Source organism: Bradyrhizobium sp. CCBAU 11434 (assembly GCF_028128895.1).
GTDB lineage: Bacteria > Pseudomonadota > Alphaproteobacteria > Rhizobiales > Xanthobacteraceae > Bradyrhizobium > Bradyrhizobium zhengyangense.
The window spans coordinates 20,983-42,081 of the sequence record NZ_LBJX01000084.1 but is presented as its reverse complement, the minus strand read 5'-3'; the positions used below and the strand labels follow the sequence as shown (position 1 = coordinate 42,081).

Below are 21,099 nucleotides of genomic sequence, written 5' to 3'. Positions count from 1 at the left end.
CTCCCCTCAGAACCCCAGCGCCGCGGCGAGCGCGCCGTGCGGCAGCGACACCTGGAACATGCGCTCGAACACGACATAGAGCGCGAGCGCCGTGGCCGCCGCCGTCACCGCCGATAGCAAGACAGATCGATGCCGCGGGATTGCGAGCACCGCGAGAACATAGGCCGCCGACGCGACATACATCCCGAGCAGCGGGATGGCGGCGACGAAGATTGCCGCCGGCACGAACAGGCCCGCCAGTCGCCGCAGCTCGATCGACGTGATGGCGACGGGAACGCTCGCCAGCGAAGCCGCCGGCATCACGCCGCGCGTCAGATTGTAGAGACTGCCGGCGACGATGATGATGCCAGTCAGGAACGGAAATGTGCCTGACTCGACACCCTCGGTCGACCAGCCGATGCCGTTGTCCAGGCTCTGGACCGCCACAGCGACGCCAAAGCTGCCGGTGAGGATGGCGGTCGCAAGTTCGAGGGCGCGGCGTGAGATCATGGAAGGCTCCTGATCCTCACTTGACCAGCCAGCCCTGCTCGCTTGCCACCTGTTTCACGTGCTCGAGATCCTCCTTGATGAACTTGTCGAACTCGGCACCGGTCAGGAACGTGTCGACCTGGGAGGTCTTCTCGATGTAGTCCTTCCATTCCGCTGTCGCCTGCACCTTCTTCATGAGGTCGACATAGTAGGCAGCCTGCTCCGGCGTGACCTTGCCGGGCAGCCAGACCGTCCGCGGCTGCTCATATTGCTTGATGTCAAGTCCCTGCTCGACGCAGGTCGGAACGTCGCCCCAGCCTTCGGTGGCCGTGATCTTTGGACCTTCCGGCAGGTGCTTCGGGCTGAACACGCAGAGCGGACGCTGCGTGCCGCCGCGCCACTGCCCCAAGCTCTCACTGGGATTGTTGACGTGGGAATCGAGATGCCCGCCGGCGAGCTGCACGGCAGCCTCGGCGCCGCTCTTGAAGGGAATATAGGTGAGCTTGACGTGCCCGGTCTTCTCGATCATGCGCGTCAGCACCTCGTCGGTGTCCTTGGACTGCGCGCCGCCCATCTTGAAGTCGCCTGACGCAGCCGCCTTCAGATAGTCGCCGGCGGTTTTGTAGGGCGCGTCCTGTTTCACCCAGAGCAGGAACTCGTCCTGCGCCATCGCCGCGATCGGGGTCAGGTCCGTGTAGTTGAAGGCGACCTTGGAGACGAGCGGCTGCTGCCAGGCGTTCGAGGTGCCGAAGATCACCTTGTAGGGATCGCCGGCGGAGGCCTTGCCGTAGACATAGCCTTCGGCGCCGCTGCCGCCCCCCTTGTTGACGACGACGATCGGTTGATCCGTCAGCTTGTACTTGGTGATGATGTTTTGCACCGCGCGGGCGAGATTGTCGGTGCCGCCTCCGGGACCGGCGGTCGCCACAAACTCGATCGGCTTCTGCGGCTGCCACGCCGCGAACGCAGGCATCGGGCCTGCGAGCACGGTCGCGCTGACGGACAACAGGAAGAGAGACGTCCCACGCATGATTTCCTCCAACTGATTTTTTCTGTTTTGTTAGATCAATCGTCTCGACGTCCGCTCAGGCGACGCGTTCTTCGCGCTCCCCTGCGGCCGAGACGATTGCACCTTCTTGCTCGAGCGCTTCGATTTGCGCCTGGTCGAAGCCGTGCTCGGCCAGCACCTCGCGCGTATGTTCGCCATAGACAGGCGCGCCTGATGCGACCTTGCCCGGGGTCTCCGAGAATTTGACCGGCAGCCCGATCGTCTTGACCGGGCCAAGCGTGGAATGCTCGACCTCTACGACCATCTCGCGCGCCAGCGTCTGCGGATCGCTCAAAGCCTCGAGCATGTTGTGCACAGGGCCGCAAGGCACGCCCTTCTCGTCCAGCGCCGCGAGCCAGTGCGCGCGCGTCTGCGTCCGGAAACGTTCACTCAGGACAGCTTCGAGCTCTTTCAAATTCGCCATGCGGTCGGCGCCAGTGACGAAGCGCGGATCGGCGGCGAGTTCGCTCGCGCCGAGCGCTTCCAGCATCAGCAGCCAGTGCTTCTTGTTGGCGCCGCCGACCACGAGCCAGCCGTCGGACGCCTCGAACGCCTGATATGGCGCATTGAGCGGATGGGCCGAACCCATCGCGCGCGGCGCGGTGCCGGCGGCGAGCGCAATGGTCGATTGCCAATAGGTCTGCACCAGCGCGGCCTCATAGAGCGACGTCTCGACCCACTGCCCCTCCCCGGTCTTCAGGCGATGCGTATAGGCGGCGAGGATGCCCATGCTCGCGAGCAGGCCGGCGGTGATGTCTGATAGCGGCGGGCCGCATTTGACCGGCGGGCCATCGGGACGCTCGCCGGTGAAGCTCATGATGCCGCTCATGGCCTGCGCGACAAGGTCAAAACCGCGGCGGTGTTTGTAAGGGCCGGTGCGACCGAAACCAGACAGGGAGCAATAGATCAGAGATGGAAACTGCTTGTGCAGCTCTTCGTAGCCGAAACCCAGCCGTTCCATCGCGCCCGGCGCAAAATTCTCGACCAGCACGTCGGCGTCTGCGATCAAGCGCCGCAACACCTCCTTGCCGCCATCGGTCTTGAGATCCAGCACGATGCCCCGCTTGTTGCGGTTCATCATCAGGAACGAAGCGGCCTGGTCACCAATTTTGGGCGGCACCGAATGGCGGGTGTCGTCGCCGTTCGGCCATTTCTCGATCTTGATGACGTCGGCGCCCATGTCGGCGAGCATCAAGGTGCAGGTCGGCCCCGCCATGACGTGGGTGAGATCAATGACCTTGAGGCCGGCAAGCGGGCCGGAGCGGCGTGAGGCGGATTGCGAACGATCGCTTTGCATCGGGGCGTCCTATTGTCCGCGCCACTGCGGGGCGCGCTTGCTGAGGAAAGCATCGAGCCCTTCGCGAAAATCCTGGCTCGTGTAGCACATCAGGATGAGGTCTTCGCCTTCGTCCCGCGTCAGCCGCCGCTGCAGGCGGGCGACCGCCTGCTTGGTCGCGTTCAGTGTCAGCGGCGCATGGCTGGCAACGAGGCGCGCGACCTCGTCGGCGCGCTTGTCGAGCGCCGCAAGGTCCTCGACGACCTCACCAAGCAGCCCGATTCCTGCGGCCTCGGCCGCATCGACCAGCCGCGCTGTGAAGATCAGATCCTTGACCCGCGCCGCCCCGATCAGCGCAGTGAGACGGCTGACATTGGACATCGAGAGGCAATTGCCGAGCGTCCGGGCAATGGGAAAGCCGATCTTGGTGCTCGATGTGCCGATGCGCAGGTCGCAGGCGGCGGCAATGCCCGCCCCGCCGCCGGTGCAGAAGCCGTTGATCGCGGCGATGGTGGGCACCCGGCATTGTTCGAGCGTGGTGAGCACCCGATCGATCCGGTTCTCGTAGTCGATCGAGTCCTGCGGCGTTTTGAACTCGCGGAACTGGTTGATGTCGGTGCCTGAGGCGAAGGCCTTGTCGCCGGCCCCGCGCAGCACGAGCACCTTGATGGACCTGTCGTCATTGGCCTGCTCGCAAATCGCCGCGAGCCGCTCATACATGGCGAAGGTGAAGGCGTTGCGCGCCTGCGGGCGGTTGAACGTGATCAGTCCGATCCCGTCCCTGCATTCAAAAACGAGGTCGTCCGCCGCTACGGCTTGGTCCATTTCCTCGATCCCATCTGTTTTTGCATTTTTGAATGCAAAAGTTGTAATTTTCAAGATATAATTACCTAACTTTCGTCTATTGGATCATTTTTGAATTCAAAAATAGAGATGTCCCATGCTGCATGAGGAGGTCGTTGGCCGCATCCGCGACATTCTGCTCGACGGCGAGATCCCGCCGGGCGCGCGGATTCCAGAGCGCGAGCTGTGCGAACGGCTGGAGATCTCGCGCACGCCGCTGCGCGAAGCGCTCAAGGTGCTGGCGGCCGAGGGCCTCGTTCAGCTGCTGCCGCATCGCGGCTCGCGCGCGGCAAAGCTGACCGACAAGGACATGCGCGACCTCTTCGAGGTCTGCCAGGGCCTCGAGGCGCTGGCGGGCGAGCTCGCCTGCGAGCGCATCACTGATCGCGAGATTACGGACATAGCCGCGGCGCACGCCGCCATGGTGCAGCATTATCGCGAAGGCGATCTGATCCAGTATTATCGCGGCAACCGCGCCATCCACGAGGGGATCGTCAACGCCGCCGGCAATCCCGTGCTTGCGGGGCTCTACGCATCGGTGACCGCGCGCATCCGCCGCGCCCGCTACGTCACGCCGATGACGCCACAGCGCTGGGCCCTCGCCGTCAGCGAGCACGAAGCCATCCTGAACGCACTCCAGCGCCGCGACGGCGCCGGCCTCTCGCACATCTTGCGCGCGCATCTGCGCCACAAGCGCGAAGAGGTCTTGCAGGCGGGCTTTGCGGAAACGGAATCGAGCGAGCCCACGCTGAAGATTGCGTGAGGCGGCCTCCCTCGCCTGCTAGGCGCGGTTGCCGAACAGACCGAGCGTGACCGACCGCAGCCAGCGGTGGGCGGGATCGCGATGGTAGCGCTCGTGCCAGTATTGGGCGATCTCGATCCGCGGCAATGCGACCGGCGTCTTGAACACGGTCATCCCGAGCGGTTCGGCGAGGATCGCGGCAAGGTTGGCGGGCAAGGTCGCAACCCCGTCGGTTTGCGAGGCGACGATCGCACCGGCAATGAAGCTCGGCACCTGCAACAGGATATTTGTGCGCGCGATTGCGCGCGTCAGCACGCGCTGCGTTTCGAGATGGGCCGCATGCCCGGTCTCGGACGCGGTGATCAGGATATGGTTCTCGTCGAGGAATCCCCGCCGCGTGCGCGCCGCCGACGGCCTCGGATGGCCGCGCCGCACGACGCTTGCGTAGCCGTCGGAATAGAGCCGCTGCGAGCGAAGATGCCCGGCCGCGCGCGGCAAGGCGCCGAGAGCAAGGTCCGCCTCTCCCGACGCCAGCTTGACGGCAAAGTGCCGGGAATCGAGCGGGATTGCGCGCACCTGGACATGCGGCGCGAGTTCGGAAAGACGCGCGACCAAAGGCGGCAGGAACCGCACCATGCCGACGTCGGTCAGAAGCAGACTGAAGGTCTTCTCGGATTTCGCGGGATCGAACGGCAGCCGCTCCTGCCAGAGCCGATCCGCCATCTCGAGCAGGGCGCGGATTTGCTCAGCCATCTCGACGGTACGTGCCGTCGGCTGCACGCCGCTGCCGCGCCGCACGAACAGGGGATCGTCGAAACGCAGCCGCAGGCGCGCCAGCAGCTTGCTGATCGCGGGCTGCGTCGTCTCGAGGCTCACGGCCGCGCGCGTGATGCTGCCCTCGCGGATCAAGGCGTCGAGCACGCGCAAGTCGCGGAAGTCGATCCCGGAAGATTCCATTGTTGGCATGTGAAACATTCCCTGGCGGCCATGGATTGAGCTTCGCGCTTTGCTATCCTGTCGTCAATCGAACGGTCGAAAGACCGCAGCCGACACGGAGGACGCCATGACCAAATTCGTGATCGAGTCTCACTTCCGCCTGCAGGAATGGGTGGCCGAGGAGAAGGGCTACTTCCGCGATGAAGGGCTCGATTACGAGTTCCGCGAGCTGATCCGCTCGACCGAGGGCCAGCACCACAACAAGGTCAATGAAGGTGCCTTCCAGAGCATCGAGAAGGGCCGCAAGGCCGACGTCAGCTGCGCCTGCCACTGGACCGTCAACGTCGCCGCCTCGAACGGTCACGCCAAGCTCTACGCCGACGTCTATTCGGTCGCACCTTCAGGCATCTTCGTTCCCGCGGATTCGACGATCCGCACACCCGCCGATCTCGCCGGTGTACCGATCTCGGTCGGCTTCCAGTCAGGCAGCCATTATTCGACGATCCAGGCGCTCGAGCCGTATCTTGCGCCCGGCCAGATCAATCTCACCTTCGAGGACGGCATGCTCTTCCGGCGGATGGAGCTGCTGTTCGAAGGCAAGAGCGAGGCAGCCTCTTTATTCAACGGCCCCTATTATTTCGCGGAGCAGCTCGGCTATCGCAAGATCATCGATACGACGTTCATGATCGCGTCCATGATCAATGGCGATCCGGCGCCCGAAGACATCAAGCGCTACTTCCGCGCGCTGAGGAAGGCTCAGCGCGACATCGACCTGCGTCCTGAGCTGTTCACGCACTACTACAAGAATGAATTCCCGGACCGCTTCCACGCAGCCATGGACACCAGGCGCTGGGGCCCGGGCGAGCGCATCGTGTTCGAACCCTATACGCGCGAAATCTACGAGCAGTCGTTCGACTGGATCGAGAAGCACGGGATCTTCAAGGACGGTACGATGGGGGACGGCAGCTACGACAAGGCAACGGTGGCGTTCGGGAGAATTTGAGCGCTCGTTAGCAGCCGAGCTTGTCGGCGATGCCGCCAAAATCCTTCGCGATGATGTCCCAATTGCCAGTCGCGTCGAAATCGACCTTCTGCAACGGCCCGTACTCAGTCGGCCGCGCGACGAACGCGGTCTTGAGACCGTACTTCTGCGCAGCGGCGAGATCGCCATTGTGGGCGGCGACCATCATCACCTGCTCGGGCTTGAGGCCGAGAAGCTTTGCGGCGCCGAGATAGGTTTCGGGATCGGGCTTGTAGTGCTCGAACAGCTCGGCCGACATGATGAGGTCCCAGGGCAGGCCTGCGAACTTCGCCATGTTGGTGAGCAATGCGACGTTGCCGTTCGACAGCGGCGCGATCACGAATTTGGTCTTCAGCCGTGTCAGGCCGGCGACGCTGTCGGGCCAGGGATTGAGGCGGTGCCAGCCCTTGGTGAGATGATCGAGATCGGTATCGGTGAGGCCCTTGATCGCGAACTTCTCGACCAGCTTTTCCAGCGAGCGGCGATGCAGATCGTCGAGCATGACATAACCGCGCTCGGGATGCTCACGTACGTCCTGCATCGAGGCGACATACATGCCGCGCCAGCCATCGACGAGCGCGGTCCAGTCGGCGTTGATGCCGCGGCCCTTCCCCCACCACATGAAGTCGGTGATCAGGCTGGTGCGCCAGTCCACGACGGTACCGAACACGTCGAAGATCAGGGCTTTGACGGCGGAGAGATCGGACATGGGCGCTTCCCCTGATTATTCTTGTTGTCGTTCCGGGGCGCGCAGAGCGCGAACCCGGAATCCAGAAGTTGTGGCGCGAGATTCCGGGTTCTCCGGGCCGCGCGCTTCGCGCGGTCCCGTCGCCCCGGAATGACGGAGGCACCTAGTCCAAATGGAACTTCGCGAGCTCGCGGTGTTCGGCCTTGATGTAGCGCACGGTGCCCGTGACGGAGCGCATCACCACCGTCTCGGTCTCGATTACGCCGTCCTTGCGGAATTTGACGCCCGACAGCAGTGAACCGGTCGTGACGCCGGTGGCGGCGAACAAGCAGTCGCCGCGCGCCATGTCCTCGATGCCGTAGATCATCTTGGGATCGTTGACGCCCATCTTGGCGGCGCGCTCGATCTTCTCACCGGAATCGAGGATCAGCCGGCACTGCATCTGGCCACCGATGCAGCGTAGCGCCACGGCCGCGAGCACGCCTTCCGGCGCGCCGCCAGTGCCGAGATACATGTCGACGCCGGTGTTGTCAGGGTCGGCGGTGTGGATCACGCCGGCAACGTCGCCGTCGGTGATGAGGCGGACGGCAGCGCCGGTCGAGCGCACGCTCTCGATGATGCTGGCATGACGGGGACGGTCGAGCACGAGCACAGTGATGCCCTCAGGCTTGACGCCCTTGGCCTTGGCGAGACGGCGGACGTTTTCGGCCGGCGATGCGTCGAGCTCGACGACACCCTTGTCGTAGCCCGGACCGATCGCGAGCTTCTGCATGTAGACGTCGGGCGCGTGCAGCAGCGTGCCGCCGTCGGCCATCGCCATGGTGGCGATCGAGCCCGGCATGTTCTTGGCGCACAGCGTGGTGCCTTCGAGCGGGTCGACCGCGATATCGACCTCGGGGCCGGCATTCACGCCGACCTTCTCGCCGATGAAGAGCATCGGCGCTTCGTCGCGCTCGCCCTCGCCGATCACGATGGTGCCCTGGATCGGCAGCTTGTTGAGCTCGCGGCGCATCGCGTCGACGGCGGCCTGATCGGCGGCCTTCTCCTGCCCGTGCCCGCGCAGCCGCGCCGACGACACCGCCGCCCGCTCCGTCACGCGCACGATCTCCAGCGTGAGAATGCGCTCGAGCAATGCTTGCGGCGGCACTGAAATATGGGTCGACATCGGCTAACTCCTTCGAAACGTTTGAGACGGAAATCTCCGTCCGCATCAACTCGTAACACCCACAGTTCGTTCGAACCGTGTCAGTTCTTCTCTATCCGTATGACCTGCGGCCGCCCGCTGATCACCTTGTCCTTCTGCACGGCGGAAAGCGCGCGGCGCACGGCGTCCTCATGCGTGGCGTAGGTGATCAGAATGACGGGCACGGGGACCGCCTTGCCGTCGGCCGGCGCAGCGCCGCCATTGGGATGACGCTGCACGATCGACTCGATCGAAATCTTCTGCTCTGCGAGCCGGGTCGCGATTGCAGCCGCGGTGCCCGGAAAATCGCGCGCCAGCAGGCGGATGTAGTAGCCGCCTTCGTGCCGCTCCATCGGCGCCTTCTTGGTGTCGCGAAGCTGCGCGATCGGCCGGCCGAACGGGTTGGCGCGAATGCCGCGCGCGACGTCGGCGATATCGGCAACGACAGCGGATGCGGTCGCAGCACCGCCTGCACCGGGGCCGACCAGCGTGATCGGCGGAATACCCTCGCCATCGATCGTGACCGCATTGGTGACACCCATCACCTGCGCGATCGAGGATGTCTTGGGAACCATGGTCGGATGCACGCGCTGCTCGATGCCCTTGGCGGTGCGAACGGCAACGCCGAGCAGCTTGACGCGGTAGCCGAGATCAGCGGCCGCGCGAAGATCTTCCGGTGCGATGGAGGAGATACCTTCGACATACACCGCGCTTTGAGCAACTTTCGTGCCGAAAGCGAGGCTGGCGAGGATCGCAAGCTTCTGCGCGGTGTCGTGACCATCGACGTCGAAGGACGGGTTGGCTTCGGCATAGCCGAGCCGCTGCGCATCCTTGAGGCACTCGGCGAACGACAGGCCCTCCTGCTCCATCCGCGTCAGGATGTAATTGCAGGTGCCGTTGAGGATGCCGTAGACGCGGTTGATGCCGGTTCCGGCAAGACCTTCACGTAATGTCTTGATGACGGGGATCGCCGCGCCGACCGCTGCCTCGTAGTTCAGCGCACCGCCATGCTTTTCAGCGGCCTTTGCCAGCTTGATCCCGTGCTTGGCGAGCAGCGCCTTGTTCGCCGTGACAACAGATTTGCCGGCGCTCAGCGCGGCTTCGACCGCCGAGAGCGCGGGATCGCCGGCGCCACCCATCAGCTCGACGAAGCAGTCGACCTCCGGATGCGTGGCGAGGGCAAGCGGATCCTTCACCCATTCGACGCCGCGCAGGTCAATGCCGCGCTTCTTGGCCTTCGAGCGCGCGGTGACGGCGACGACGCGAATGCCGCGGCCGCTGCGGCCCGCAAGCACGCGCGCCTGCGTTTCGATCAAACGGACAACTTCGGCACCCACGGTGCCGAGCCCCGCTATGCCCACTTTCAGGGGTGCAACCATGATGCTTCGGTGAACCTGCAGAAGAGAATTAGCGCCTGGTGGCGAGTGGAACGACGTTGTGCAACGTTTCGATGCCGCTTTCAAGGAAGCGGCGCACGCCGCGCGCGGCCTGCCTGATCCGTTGCTCGTTTTCCACCATGGCGATGCGGACATATCCTTCACCATGCTCGCCGAAGCCGACGCCGGGCGAGACCGCGACGCCTGATCTCTCCACCATCAGGGTTGCGAACTGCATGCTGCCGACGCTGCGGAAAGCCTCCGGAAGCGGCACCCAGGCGAACATCGAAGCTTCCGGCGGCGGAATTTCCCACCCCGCCCGGCCGAATGATTCCACCAGCGCGTCGCGGCGCTTGCGATAGGTGTCGCGCATCTCCTTGATGCAATCATCAGGACCGTTCAGCGCCGCGGTTGCGGCGACCTGCACGGGCGTGAAGGCGCCGTAGTCGAGATAGGATTTGACGCGGGCGAGCGCTGCGATGACGCGGTCATTGCCGACCGCAAAGCCCATGCGCCAGCCAGCCATCGAATAGGTCTTCGACATCGAGGTGAACTCGACGGTGACGTCGATCGCGCCGGGCACCTGGAGCACCGAGGGCGGCGGATTGCTCTCGTCGAAATAGACCTCGGCGTAAGCGAGATCCGACAGGATCAGGATCTCGTGCTTCTTCGCAAACGCCACGAGGTCCTTGTAGAAATCGAGGCTCGCGACATAGGCGGTCGGGTTCGAGGGATAGCAGACCACGAGCGCGAGCGGCTTCGGAATCGAATGCACGATCGCGCGCTCCACCGCCTCGAAGAATTGCGGCGTCGGCTCCGAGGGCACCGAGCGGATCACGCCGCCCGCCATCAAAAAGCCGAAGGCATGAATCGGATAGCTCGGGTTCGGGCAGAGGATGACGTCGCCGGGCGCAGTGATGGCCTGCGCCACGTTGGCAAAGCCTTCCTTGGAGCCTAGCGTCGCCACCACCTGGGTGTCGGGATTAAGCTTCACGCCGAAGCGGCGCTCGTAATACGCAGCCTGGGCCCGGCGCAGGCCGGGGATGCCGCGGGAGGCCGAGTAGCGGTCGGTGCGCGGCTTGCCCAGCGTCTCCTTGAGCTTCTCCAGCACGTGTGGCGGGGCCGGCAGATCCGGATTGCCCATGCCGAGATCGATGATGTCGGCGCCGGCATTCCGCGCGGCCGCCTTGGCCCGGTTGACCTGCTCGAACACGTAAGGCGGTAGGCGGCGGATGCGGTAAAACTCTTCCATGGGTCCAGACATAGGTTCTTGGGGCTCCGGGCAACCGGTCAGGACAGAATCGAGGGGCAATGTCCGTCCCTTCGAGGAGACATCGCCCGACACTCGAAAATCACTCAAAATCAAACACTTGGAGCAATTTTCGGCGACAAGGACTGAACTCCTTCGCCCTGACTCTCGGCTGAATTGAAGTCTTTTAGCACGGAGTGGCGGGGGCGCCAGAGATTACGTTGCGCCGCGCGATGGCCGTCCCGCTCCCGTTTGCCGGCCCTGACTTTGTTTTGCGCCGCTGACTTGGCTGCCCCTATTTTGGTAGCCCTATTTGGCATCCTTGGCGGCGACGGCCTGGCGGTCGCGCGCAGCTGCAAGCTCGGCCTCGATCTTGGCGCGTTGGTCCGGCGGGATGATTGCCTGATCACGGTCAGGTGGCAAATCGTGCACCGGCAAATAGGCGCCGGGCTCCTTGGGGTGAGCAGCCGTGTCGGCCGCGGACATGTCCGCGAGCTGGCTCGAACAACCGCCCAGGGCGAACGCTGCCATGAGCAGCGCGCAGCCTACAAGCCGCGACTTTTGCAGGTCCCATAACGCCAACACTTGGGAATTCCCCTACACGTCCCAACGCACGGCTGCCGGCAACTTAACCAACAATCCGCTCAAGCTCAAACCATTGCTGCCCACAAATGGTACGAGCGAGAAATCATCCAAGGCCCACGGCATAAAACGTGCACTGCGATTGTGACAAAAGCAAGAAGCCCTGTCGCAGTGCAGCACATCTTCGCGCCTGTTTCGCGCGAAACCAGCGAGCTTCGCGGTGACGAATACGGAATGAATCGTTACTGTCGTCCTCATGAGTATCGCCACAACCGACACGCCCAAATCCGGGACAAAGTCTGAAACGAAGTTTGATGCGGAAGCCTTCGCGATGAATGTCGCGCGGGCGATGGAGAGCGGCGGCAAGGCGCTCGCCGCGTATCTCAAGCCGCGCGAGAGCGGCGAGGTGCAGGACCGTCCGCCGGCCGAGCTCGCTGAGGTCGTCAAGACCTTCACATCGGTCGCCGAATACTGGCTGTCGGACCAGTCGCGTGCGTCCGACCTCCAGACCAAGCTCGCCAAGGACTATCTCGATCTCTGGGGCTCGGCGGCGCGGCGGATGGCCGGCCAGGAGGCACAGGCCGCGATCGCGCCCTCGCCGCGCGACAAGCGCTTCGCCGATCCGGAATGGAAATCGAACCAGTTCTTCGATTTCGTCATGCAGCTCTATCTGCTCACCAGCAAATTTGCCCAGGAGCTGGTGCGCGACGCGGAGCTTGATCCGGCGACCCGCCGCAAGGCCGAGTTCTACGTGCAGCAGGTCACCAACGCGATCTCGCCGTCGAACTTCGTGTTGACCAATCCGGAGGTGCTGCGCGAAACCGTTGCCAGCAGCGGCGAGAACCTCGCGCGCGGCCTGACCATGCTGGCGGAGGACATCGCCGCCGGCAAGGGCATGCTGAAGATCCGCCAGTCCAACCCGGACAACCTCGTCGTCGGCGTCAACATGGCGACGACTCCGGGCAAGGTGATCTACCAGAACGAGATGATGCAGCTGATCCAGTATGCGCCGACCACGGAGAAGGTGCTGCGCACGCCGCTGCTGATCGTGCCGCCCTGGATCAACAAGTTCTACATCCTCGATCTCAAGCCGGAGAAATCCTACATCAAGTGGTGCGTCGATCAGGGCATCACCGTGTTCGTGATCTCATGGGTCAATCCCGACAAGAAGCTCGGCGCCAAGAGCTGGGAAGATTACATGAAGGAAGGCCCGCTCACGGCGATGGACGTGATCGAGAAGGTCACCGGCGAGATGAAGGTGCACACGGCCGGCTATTGCGTCGGCGGCACCATGCTCGCGACCACGCTGGCCTGGCTTGCCGAGAAGCGGCGCCAGCGCGTGACCTCGGCGACGTTCTTCGCCGCCCAGGTCGACTTCACCCATGCCGGCGATTTGCTCGTGTTCGTGGACGAAGACCAGATCGCGGCGCTCGAGCAGGACATGAAGGCCTCCGGTGTGCTCGAAGGCTCCAAGATGGCGATGGCCTTCAACATGCTGCGCTCCAACGACCTGATCTGGTCCTACGTCGTCAGCAACTACCTCAAGGGCCAGCAGCCGAGCGCGTTCGACCTGTTGCACTGGAATTCCGACGCAACGCGGATGACGCAGGCCAACCATTCCTACTATCTGCGCAACTGCTATCTGGAGAACCGGTTGTCGACCGGCACCATGGTGCTCGACAACACCCTGCTCGATCTCTCCAAGGTCAAGGTGCCGGTCTACAACCTCGCCACGCGCGAGGACCACATCGCGCCGGCGGAATCGGTGCTGTATGGCTCGCAATTCTTTGGCGGGCCCGTGAAGTACGTACTATCAGGCTCGGGCCACATCGCCGGCGTCGTCAATCCGCCAGCCTCGAACAAGTACCAGTACTGGACCAACGACAACATCAAGAACGTCAGCGTCGCCGAGTGGATGAAGGGCGCGGTGGAGCACAAGGGCTCGTGGTGGCCGGACTGGCGCGAATGGCTGGGCGGGCTCGATCCGGAGGAAGTGCCGGCGCGCAGCGTCGGAAGCGAAGCGCTGCCGCCGATCGAGGACGCGCCCGGCAGCTATGTCAGGGTTCGCGCATAGCGCAGGGCCGCGCGTTTTCGTATAAGCTCACGGCATCGATTTTGGAGGGGACCGGGTTATGACGCGTGAATTGTTCTGGCTGACCTGTACGGTGATCCTGACCGGGATCCTCTGGATTCCCTACACCATCAACCGCTGCCAGGTTCGCGGGCTCAGCGGCGCCATGGCCAACCCCGCACGCGGCGACAAGCCGCAAGCCGAATGGGCCAACCGCTTGATGTTCGCGCACGACAATGCGGTCGAGAACCTCGTGCTGTTCGCGCCGCTGGTGCTGATCCTGAACGCGATTGACTATTCCTCGAAATGGACGGTGCTCGCCTGCGTCGTCTATTTCTGGGCGCGCGTTGCGCATCTGATCGTCTACGCGCTGGGCATTCCAGTGTTCCGCACCCTCGCCTTCACCGTCGGCTTCCTGGCACAGGCTGTGCTGGCGCTAGCGATCTTCAAGGTGTTCTGAGGAACTGCGAGTTAGGATACTCAGGCGTGGAACGTCCGCGGCTCCAGGTGATCCTCGCCTCCTTGTTTGGCGCGCTTGCATGGCCGGGACAAGCCCGGCCATGACGAAGGCGAAAGCCGCCCCCTATTCCTCCGGCAGGCCCAGCATCAGCCGCATGTTCTGCACGGCAGCACCCGAGGCGCCCTTGCCGAGATTGTCCAGCCGCGCGACCAGCACCGCCTGGTGGTACTTGTCGCTGGCGAAGACGTAGAGCTCGAGCATGTTGGTCTCATTGAGAGCCTCCGGCTCGAGCCGGCCGCCCTTGCTCGCCTCGTTCTGGAGCGGCATCGCCTTGACGTATTTCGAGCCGGCATAGCGCTTCGCGAGCGCGGCCTGCAAGTCGACACCGCCTGGCTTGCCCGGCAGCGTATCGAGCTGCAGCGGGATCGAGACCAGCATGCCCTGCCGGTAATTGCCGACCGAGGGAATGAAGATCGGCCGCCGCGTCAGGTTCGAATAGAGCTGCAGCTCCGGCAGATGCTTGTGCTCGAAGCCGAGGCCGTAGAGCTCGAAGGACGGCGCGCTGCCGTCTTCGAAGCTCGCGATCATCGACTTGCCGCCGCCGGAATAGCCGCTCACGGCGTTGACGCTGATGGGATAGTCAGGCGGCAACAGGCCGGCATCGACGATCGGCCGCAGCAGCGCGATGCCGCCGGTCGGATAGCAGCCGGGATTGGAGACTTTCTTCGCAGCCTTGATCTTGCCGGCCTGGTCCGGCGCCAGCTCCGGAAAACCGTAAGCCCAGTCAGGCGCGACCCGGTAGGCGGTCGAGGCGTCCAGTACCTTCGGCCCCGAGCCGCCCATGCTGTCGATCAGAGCGACGGTCTCCCTGGCGGCATCGTCAGGCAGGCAGAGGATGACGAGATCCACCTCCTCCATCAGCGCCTTCTTGGCCGCAGGGTCCTTGCGCTTGTCGTCGGCGATCGTCTTCACCACGACATCGTTCTGGAGCTTCAGCCGCTCATTGATGCCGAGCCCGGTGGTGCCGGAGCCGCCATCGACGAAGACGGTGGCAGGCTTCTTGGCCGCGCCAGAGATCGGAGCTTTGGTGGTATCCGTGAGGCTCATGGTGCGGTCCTTTCGAGCATTTTGGTTTCGTTCGCGAAAGCCTCGGGCCTTGCGTCCTGCATCAGTTGCGCGATCTCTCTCGCGTCGGCGTGGGCTTGCGCGCCAAGCGCATTGGCGATCGCCACGTAGTCGGCGTCCGATTTGTGCTGGTTGAGCTTGAAGCTGCCTTCGACCTCTTCAACCGTCATGACCAGTCCCACGATCCCCTTCTTCATCGCCTCAAGCCGACCTGCCGTCATCTTGCCCGAGGTCCACGGCTTCTTCGGCAACAGCCAGTTCTCGAACTTTTCGCTGAGCGTATCGATTTGAACCGAGAGCTCACCATCCGACAGCAATCGCACCGGACCGCTCAGATGAACCGACTGGTAGAGCCAGGTCGGCACCTGATCCGGTGAGACGTACCAGTCCGGCGAGACATAGGCATCCGGACCATTGATCGCGAGCAGCCACGACGTCGCGCCGTCCGCAAGCTTTACCAGCGGATTGTGACGGGCGACATGAAAGGCGGCCTGCGGCGTGCCGTCGGCCGCATAGGTCAAATAGAACGGCAGCGGCGAGGCGGTCGGTTTGTGGCCATCGAAGGCGCACATCGTGCCGAAACCGCGCTCGCCTGCAAATTTCAGGCTTGCGGTGCGATCCGGCTTGAAAAAGGGTGGCGTGTACATCGTGGTCTCCTGCTGGGCCTCCTCGGGGGCCGCCGGATCAGATCGCGCTGACAGGAGAGAGAATGCCGCGGATCGGGTCCAGCGGCAAAGACGATGATCTCAAACGCGATCGACCGCCCAAACCGCAAAGCTGCGGCGGCGGCGACGGGCGAACAGGATGGTCGCGGCGTTGATCATGGCGCGCGGCTATAAGGCCAGATGCAGTTCCCGTCAAGGTTCACGGCGTCAGATGAGGCGCCAGATCCATTCCATGATCCTGGCGATGACATCGCCGAACAGCAGCAGTGCCGCCGCCCAGACCAGTGCCGAGACGAAATTGGCGGCCTGGAAGCTCCAATACGGCATTTCGAAAATGCCGGCCGCGAGCGGCACGGAGGCGCGCAACGGGCCGAAGAAGCGGCCGATGAAGATGCTGGGAACGCCCCAGCTGCGCACGAAGGCCTCGCCCCTCGGCAGGATGTCCGGATAGCGCGAGAGCGGCCACATCTGCGCAACGTGTTCCTTGTAGCGATAGCCGAACCAGTAGGAGACCCAGTCGCCGAGCGCCGCGCCGAACGCGCCGGCGATCCAGATCGGATAGAAGCTGATGCCGCTCGCCCCGATCAACGCACCGATGGCGACCAGCGCCCCCCAGGCCGGGATCAGGAGTGAGATGAAAGCCAGCGATTCCCCGAACGCCAGCAGGAACACGATCGGGGCAGCCCAGGCCTGATGAAGGCGCACGAAATCGGCCAGTGCGTGCGCAAACTGCTCCATTCCAGATTAGCCTTCCCGCCCCGCCTCGAGGTCCTGCCAGATGGAAAAGACTGGTAAGCCAAGGGCTTGTGTGACATCAAGTCACAAAGCCGGGCCCAGGCCGGCCAGGCCGTCAAATTGCCGGGACTTGGTTAGCTTGCGGCGTAAATTCGCCGGCATTAGCTCCCACCCACAGCGCCCACACGCCCCCGTGGTAACCTTTCGATCCCAGAAGTGGCATAGTCGCCCTTAACCGATTCGCCGCCTGCGCGGCCCTCAGAACGCATCAAGATATATGTCCAAGCAGTTGAAAACGAAAGATAAAGACGATTTGTTCGAGGGTAATGAGCCGAAGGGGCGCGCAAGCGCCGCGAAGGCCGCTCCGCGCGCGAGCGGCGGTGAGGCCGATTACACGGCCGCCGACATCGAGGTGCTCGAGGGCCTGGAGCCGGTGCGGCGCCGGCCAGGCATGTATATCGGCGGCACCGACGAAAAGGCGCTGCATCATTTGTTCGCCGAGGTCATCGACAACTCGATGGACGAGGCGCTGGCGGGGCACGCAACCTTCATAGGCGTCGAGCTCTCCGCTGACGGGTTCCTCACCGTCACCGACAACGGCCGCGGCATTCCGATCGATCCGCATCCGAAGTTCCCGAAGAAGTCGGCGCTCGAAGTCATCATGTGCACACTGCATTCGGGCGGCAAGTTCGACAGCAAGGTCTACGAGACCTCGGGCGGTCTGCATGGCGTCGGCATCTCCGTGGTGAATGCCCTCTCCTCGCGCCTCGAGGTCGAGGTCGCGCGCAGCCAGAAGCTCTATCGCATGTCGTTCGAGCGAGGCCATCCCAAGGGCAAGCTCGAGGATCTCGGCAAGGTCAACAACCGCCGCGGCACGCGCGTTCGCTTCAAGCCGGATACCGACATCTTCGGCGCCAAGGCCGCGTTCAAGCCGCAGCGCCTGTTCAAGATGACGCGCTCGAAGGCCTATCTGTTCGGGGGTGTCGAGATCCGCTGGAACTGCGCGCCCGAGTTGCTCAAGGGCGTCGAGGACGTGCCGGCGGAAGCAACCTTCCATTTCCCCGGAGGTCTCAAGGATTATCTGGCGGCGGCGATCCACGCCGACACGCTGGTGCACCCGGATATCTTCTCGGGCAAGTCGGGCCGCAATGGCGCGCATGGCGCCTGCGAATGGGCCGTGGCCTGGACCGCGGATGCCGACGGCTTCCTGTCGTCCTACACCAACACGGTGCCGACGCCCGATGGCGGCACGCATGAATCGGGCTTACGCTCAGCGCTGCTGCGCGGACTGAAGGACCACGCCGAACGCGTCGGCCAGGGCAAGCGCGCCTCGTCCATCACCTCGGAAGATGTGATGGTGGGCGCCGCCGTGATGCTCTCGGTGTTCGTGCGCGAGCCTGAATTCCAGGGCCAGACCAAGGATCGTCTCGCCACCGCCGAAGCGCAGCGCATCGTCGAACAGGCGATGAAGGATCCGTTCGACCATTGGCTGTCGGGCAATCCGAACATGGCCAACCGGCTGCTCGACTTCGTGATCGACCGCGCCGAGGAGCGGCTGCGCCGCCGCCAGGAAAAGGAAACGGCGCGCAAGACGGCCGGCAAGAAGCTGCGCCTGCCCGGCAAGCTCGCCGACTGCACCGACGCGGGCACCGATGGCTCCGAGCTCTTCATCGTCGAGGGCGACTCGGCCGGCGGCAGCGCCAAGCAGGCGCGCGACCGCAAGACGCAAGCCGTACTGCCCTTGCGCGGAAAAATCCTCAACGTGGCTTCCGCCGGCAAGGACAAGCTCACCGCGAACGCCCAGCTCTCCGATCTCGTGCAAGCGATCGGCTGCGGACAACTTCTGCACTATCGGGAAGAGGATCTGCGCTATCAGCGCATCATCATCATGACCGACGCCGACGTCGACGGCGCCCACATCGCCTCGCTGCTGATCACCTTCTTCTACCGGCAGATGCCGAAGCTGATCGACGAAGGGCACCTCTTCCTCGCGGTGCCGCCGCTTTACAAGCTCACCCACGGCACTAAGTCGGTCTACGCGCGCGACGACAAGCACAAGGACGAGCTGATCAAGAGCACGTTCAACGCCAACGCAAAGGTCGAGGTGAATCGCTTCAAAGGCCTAGGCGAGATGATGCCGGCGCAGCTCAAGGAAACCACCATGGATCCGAGCAAGCGGACGTTGCTCAAGGTGGTCCTGCTGCCGGACGACCGCGACACCACGGCAGATTCGGTGGAGCGCCTGATGGGGACAAAGGCCGAAGCGCGCTTTGCCTTCATCTCCGACAAGGCCGAGTTCGCCAGCGACGAACTGCTCGACGTCTGACCCTGCGATTCCCGTTCAAAAGCCCCGGCTTAAGGCCGGGGCTTTTCATTTTCGGGGCGGTACACTTGGCCTTCCCGGTGATTGATTCCATGGCGATCCGCCTCTCAGGCGTGCGACTCGGCCAGCGACTCACGGGGCCCAAGCCGCCCCACGGCCGAGGCAGAATTGCCTCCATTTCGGACAAAGGCGAATTCCTAACGAAAACCTACCCAAAGGGAAAAGCCGGAGATCCCTACAACATCATGAATTCACTTGGCTTTTCAGATTCCTGCAATGACGCCTTGGAACCGGGGGCGCGGGGCGTTTTCCGGCGACTGTGCCTGCGCTGCAACAGCATTTCGGCGAGAACCGTCTATAGTCCGGGCATCAGATCACACGGACTTCAGTGCGCTCGCGCCTGCTACGAACCAAGGTTGGGGATTTCATCATGAAGAAGATTGCACTCGCTCTGACCGCGATTGCGGCAATGACCGGTTCGGCTTCAGCTGCTGACCTGGCTGCCCGTCCCTACGTGAAGGCCCCGATGGTTGCTCCGGTTGCCAACTGGACCGGCTTCTACATCTTCGGCGGCGGCGGCGGTGGCCTCTCGAACTCCGACCAGAGCATCGTCTCGACCACGACGGGCACTCCGCTCACGATCACCCAGCGTCAGGGTGGTTCGGGCTGGTTCGGCACCGTCGGTCTCGGCTACGACTGGCAGTTCAATAGCACCTGGGTCGCCGGCGTGTTCGCTGACGGTCAGTTCGGCAGCATCAGCGGCACCATGCAGGATCCGCTCCTCGGCCTCACCGGTAAGCAGAAGCTGGAAGACTCCTGGGCCGCCGGCGTGCGCCTCGGCTGGCTGGTCGCTCCGAACGTTCTGTCCTACGTCAACGGCGGTTACTCGGGCGCCCACTTCGGCAGCACCAGCTTCACCAACCTGGCTGGCGGCCCGACCGGCCTCCACCTCAACGGCTACAACCGTAACGGCTGGTTCGTCGGCGGCGGCGTCGAGAACAGCCTGAACATCTTCGGTATCTCCTCGCCCGGCTGGTTCATGAAGACCGAATACCGCTCGGCCTTCTACGATGCCAAGACCCGCGATGAAATCGTCGACGCAACCAACCTGCCGACCGGCGTGAACAGCATCCGCGCCAACAGCTGGAACCAGACGATCTCGACCTCGCTGGTCTATCGCTTCAACTGGACCGGTCCGGTCGTCGCCAAGTACTGAGCTTAGAACGTACTGAGCTTACAAGTACTGAGCTGAACGAAAGTTTAGACGTCAAAGCCCCGGCTTCGCCGGGGCTTTTTCGTTATGAGGCCCTTCTAACGCGCAACGCTCGCCTTCAGCGACTGGTAGGCGCCGGCAAGCTTGGTTTCGACGGTGGCCCAATCGGCCTCGGTGATGGCCTCGGCCTTGGCATCACGGAACGCCATCGCTTCCGCCCGAACGATCCCGAACTGCCTGATCCCTGCGTCGTCGGCGCTCTTGCCATAGGTCAGCGCTGCCACACGTGCGATCGTCAAACCATAGTCCTGCGGGCCGACCGCCTCGCGGCGCGCCTGCCACCAGTCGAGCTCGAGACGAGCCGCCTCTTCGACGTCAAACGCCACGGGCGCGGCCGCTGCGAAATCGCGGTAGTAGCCCACGAGCGCCGGCAGCGCCTTATCAGCCTCCTGCCGTGAGTGCGTCGGCTGGAACGCCTTGGCTGCCTCGGCGGCACTGAACGCAATATGCAGGCTCCTGAACGGGGAAAAGCCGAACTGCGTCCGCGTCGAGGCATAGAGATGGTAAAACAGCGCGGCATAGCGCTTGTCGTAATAGTCGCGCCACATCGCGGTCTCGAGCCGTGCCATCTCGCCCGGATCGAACGCCCGGAGATCCGCTTGGCGAGGAATACCCGCATAAGCCGCGACAAGCACGGCCGCAGCAGCTGCGCCCAAGATCATCTTGCGTCTGGAGATCAGCTTGCGCACGGACATGCATTCTCCTCTGCGGCTATGCCTCCGCAGCCATTGTATCTGAACTGAAGCTACGGCTAGTCTGGCGGGAAGTTTTCGTGACCAGCGGCGATCGTTCCTGCCGCGGGTCACGACAGAATCAGGCCGATCGGGAGGAATGCATGCGCAGATTTCTGCTTGTAGCAGGCCTGTTTGCCCTCGCTATCGGGCTGCTCTGGATCGGACAGGGCACGGGCACCGTCGCCTGGCCGCGATCGAGCTTCATGATCAACCAGCTGCAATGGGCCGGCTATGGCGCTGCCATGGCCGGATTCGGGCTGGTCCTGATCTGGCAGAGCAACCAATAAAAGAAACCAGGAAG

Annotated in this window: 21 protein-coding genes; 7 read left to right on the top strand and 14 right to left on the bottom strand. The window is 63.6% G+C overall.

Annotation, left to right across the window (positions count from 1 at the left end; translation table 11 throughout):
* Positions 1-6: 6 nt before the first annotated feature.
* From XI06_RS18955 to XI06_RS18940, 4 genes are read right to left on the bottom strand one after another with little or no spacing between them, the layout of a single operon-like run.
* The gene (locus XI06_RS18955) at positions 7-489 is read right to left on the bottom strand and encodes a tripartite tricarboxylate transporter TctB family protein (RefSeq protein WP_237857982.1); all 483 of its coding nucleotides are present in this window, start codon (positions 487-489) and stop codon (positions 7-9) included.
* Between the two features lie 16 nt (positions 490-505).
* Positions 506-1,498, bottom strand: a complete 993-nt coding sequence (locus XI06_RS18950; RefSeq protein ID WP_271606121.1) for a Bug family tripartite tricarboxylate transporter substrate binding protein — start codon at positions 1,496-1,498, stop codon at positions 506-508.
* A 55-nt stretch (positions 1,499-1,553) separates the two neighbouring features.
* Positions 1,554-2,813: a CaiB/BaiF CoA transferase family protein gene (locus tag XI06_RS18945; protein WP_237891902.1), complete on the bottom strand. Its 1,260-nt coding sequence runs from the start codon at positions 2,811-2,813 to the stop codon at positions 1,554-1,556.
* Positions 2,814-2,822: 9 nt separating this feature from the next.
* Positions 2,823-3,617 (bottom strand): enoyl-CoA hydratase/isomerase family protein, encoded by a 795-nt coding sequence (locus XI06_RS18940; protein WP_237857985.1) that lies wholly within the window; start codon positions 3,615-3,617, stop codon positions 2,823-2,825.
* A gap of 115 nt (positions 3,618-3,732) precedes the next feature.
* Between XI06_RS18940 and XI06_RS18935 the strand changes: the two genes are divergently transcribed.
* Positions 3,733-4,398 carry a GntR family transcriptional regulator gene (locus tag XI06_RS18935; RefSeq protein WP_271606120.1) on the top strand — a complete coding sequence of 222 codons (666 nt, stop codon included), beginning with the start codon at positions 3,733-3,735 and terminating at the stop codon, positions 4,396-4,398.
* Positions 4,399-4,416: 18 nt separating this feature from the next.
* On the opposite strand, the gene XI06_RS18930 is transcribed toward XI06_RS18935, so the two are convergent.
* Positions 4,417-5,343, bottom strand: coding sequence for a LysR family transcriptional regulator (locus XI06_RS18930; RefSeq protein ID WP_237857987.1), 927 nt, complete (start codon positions 5,341-5,343; stop codon positions 4,417-4,419).
* A gap of 97 nt (positions 5,344-5,440) precedes the next feature.
* Between XI06_RS18930 and XI06_RS18925 the strand changes: the two genes are divergently transcribed.
* Positions 5,441-6,316 (top strand): ABC transporter substrate-binding protein, encoded by an 876-nt coding sequence (locus XI06_RS18925; RefSeq protein ID WP_237857988.1) that lies wholly within the window; start codon positions 5,441-5,443, stop codon positions 6,314-6,316.
* A gap of 7 nt (positions 6,317-6,323) precedes the next feature.
* Here the strand turns inward: XI06_RS18925 and XI06_RS18920 are convergent, their stop codons facing one another.
* From XI06_RS18920 to XI06_RS18900, 5 genes are all read right to left on the bottom strand, one after another.
* Positions 6,324-7,043: a haloacid dehalogenase type II gene (locus tag XI06_RS18920; protein ID WP_237857989.1), complete on the bottom strand. Its 720-nt coding sequence runs from the start codon at positions 7,041-7,043 to the stop codon at positions 6,324-6,326.
* Positions 7,044-7,185: 142 nt separating this feature from the next.
* A complete protein-coding gene (glpX, locus tag XI06_RS18915; RefSeq protein ID WP_128952004.1) occupies positions 7,186-8,187 on the bottom strand; it encodes a class II fructose-bisphosphatase in 1,002 nt (333 codons plus the stop codon).
* Positions 8,188-8,267: 80 nt separating this feature from the next.
* Positions 8,268-9,584 carry a homoserine dehydrogenase gene (locus XI06_RS18910; RefSeq protein ID WP_237857990.1) on the bottom strand — a complete coding sequence of 439 codons (1,317 nt, stop codon included), beginning with the start codon at positions 9,582-9,584 and terminating at the stop codon, positions 8,268-8,270.
* A gap of 28 nt (positions 9,585-9,612) precedes the next feature.
* On the bottom strand, positions 9,613-10,833 hold the full coding sequence (locus XI06_RS18905; RefSeq protein WP_237891915.1) for an LL-diaminopimelate aminotransferase: 1,221 nt from the start codon (positions 10,831-10,833) through the stop codon (positions 9,613-9,615).
* 306 nt (positions 10,834-11,139) lie between these two features.
* Positions 11,140-11,415 (bottom strand): hypothetical protein, encoded by a 276-nt coding sequence (locus XI06_RS18900; RefSeq protein WP_237857991.1) that lies wholly within the window; start codon positions 11,413-11,415, stop codon positions 11,140-11,142.
* 253 nt (positions 11,416-11,668) lie between these two features.
* Between XI06_RS18900 and XI06_RS18895 the strand changes: the two genes are divergently transcribed.
* Together XI06_RS18895 and XI06_RS18890 are read left to right on the top strand one after the other, a co-directional pair.
* Complete coding sequence (locus XI06_RS18895; RefSeq protein WP_237857992.1) at positions 11,669-13,486, top strand: PHA/PHB synthase family protein; 1,818 nt, start codon at positions 11,669-11,671, stop codon at positions 13,484-13,486.
* A 58-nt stretch (positions 13,487-13,544) separates the two neighbouring features.
* On the top strand, positions 13,545-13,943 hold the full coding sequence (locus XI06_RS18890) for an MAPEG family protein (protein WP_128952007.1): 399 nt from the start codon (positions 13,545-13,547) through the stop codon (positions 13,941-13,943).
* 123 nt (positions 13,944-14,066) lie between these two features.
* Here the strand turns inward: XI06_RS18890 and argC are convergent, their stop codons facing one another.
* The 3 genes from argC to XI06_RS18875 all read right to left on the bottom strand — a co-directional run bounded on the left by argC (position 14,067) and on the right by XI06_RS18875 (position 16,471).
* The gene (argC, locus tag XI06_RS18885) at positions 14,067-15,050 is read right to left on the bottom strand and encodes an N-acetyl-gamma-glutamyl-phosphate reductase (protein WP_237869197.1); all 984 of its coding nucleotides are present in this window, start codon (positions 15,048-15,050) and stop codon (positions 14,067-14,069) included.
* Positions 15,047-15,715, bottom strand: a complete 669-nt coding sequence (locus XI06_RS18880) for an FMN-binding negative transcriptional regulator (protein WP_271606119.1) — start codon at positions 15,713-15,715, stop codon at positions 15,047-15,049. Before XI06_RS18880 ends, argC begins: the two co-directional genes overlap by 4 nt.
* A gap of 225 nt (positions 15,716-15,940) precedes the next feature.
* Positions 15,941-16,471 carry a DedA family protein gene (locus tag XI06_RS18875; RefSeq protein ID WP_237869199.1) on the bottom strand — a complete coding sequence of 177 codons (531 nt, stop codon included), beginning with the start codon at positions 16,469-16,471 and terminating at the stop codon, positions 15,941-15,943.
* A gap of 274 nt (positions 16,472-16,745) precedes the next feature.
* Here XI06_RS18875 and parE point away from each other — a divergent pair, with 274 nt between their 5' ends.
* A complete protein-coding gene (gene parE, locus XI06_RS18870; protein WP_237857996.1) occupies positions 16,746-18,794 on the top strand; it encodes a DNA topoisomerase IV subunit B in 2,049 nt (682 codons plus the stop codon).
* A gap of 427 nt (positions 18,795-19,221) precedes the next feature.
* Positions 19,222-20,007: an outer membrane protein gene (locus XI06_RS18865; protein ID WP_271606118.1), complete on the top strand. Its 786-nt coding sequence runs from the start codon at positions 19,222-19,224 to the stop codon at positions 20,005-20,007.
* 95 nt (positions 20,008-20,102) lie between these two features.
* Here XI06_RS18865 and XI06_RS18860 read toward each other — a convergent pair whose 3' ends face one another.
* On the bottom strand, positions 20,103-20,759 hold the full coding sequence (locus tag XI06_RS18860) for a hypothetical protein (protein WP_271606117.1): 657 nt from the start codon (positions 20,757-20,759) through the stop codon (positions 20,103-20,105).
* Between the two features lie 140 nt (positions 20,760-20,899).
* Between XI06_RS18860 and XI06_RS18855 the strand changes: the two genes are divergently transcribed.
* Positions 20,900-21,085, top strand: coding sequence for a hypothetical protein (locus tag XI06_RS18855; protein ID WP_237869203.1), 186 nt, complete (start codon positions 20,900-20,902; stop codon positions 21,083-21,085).
* Positions 21,086-21,099: the final 14 nt, after the last annotated feature.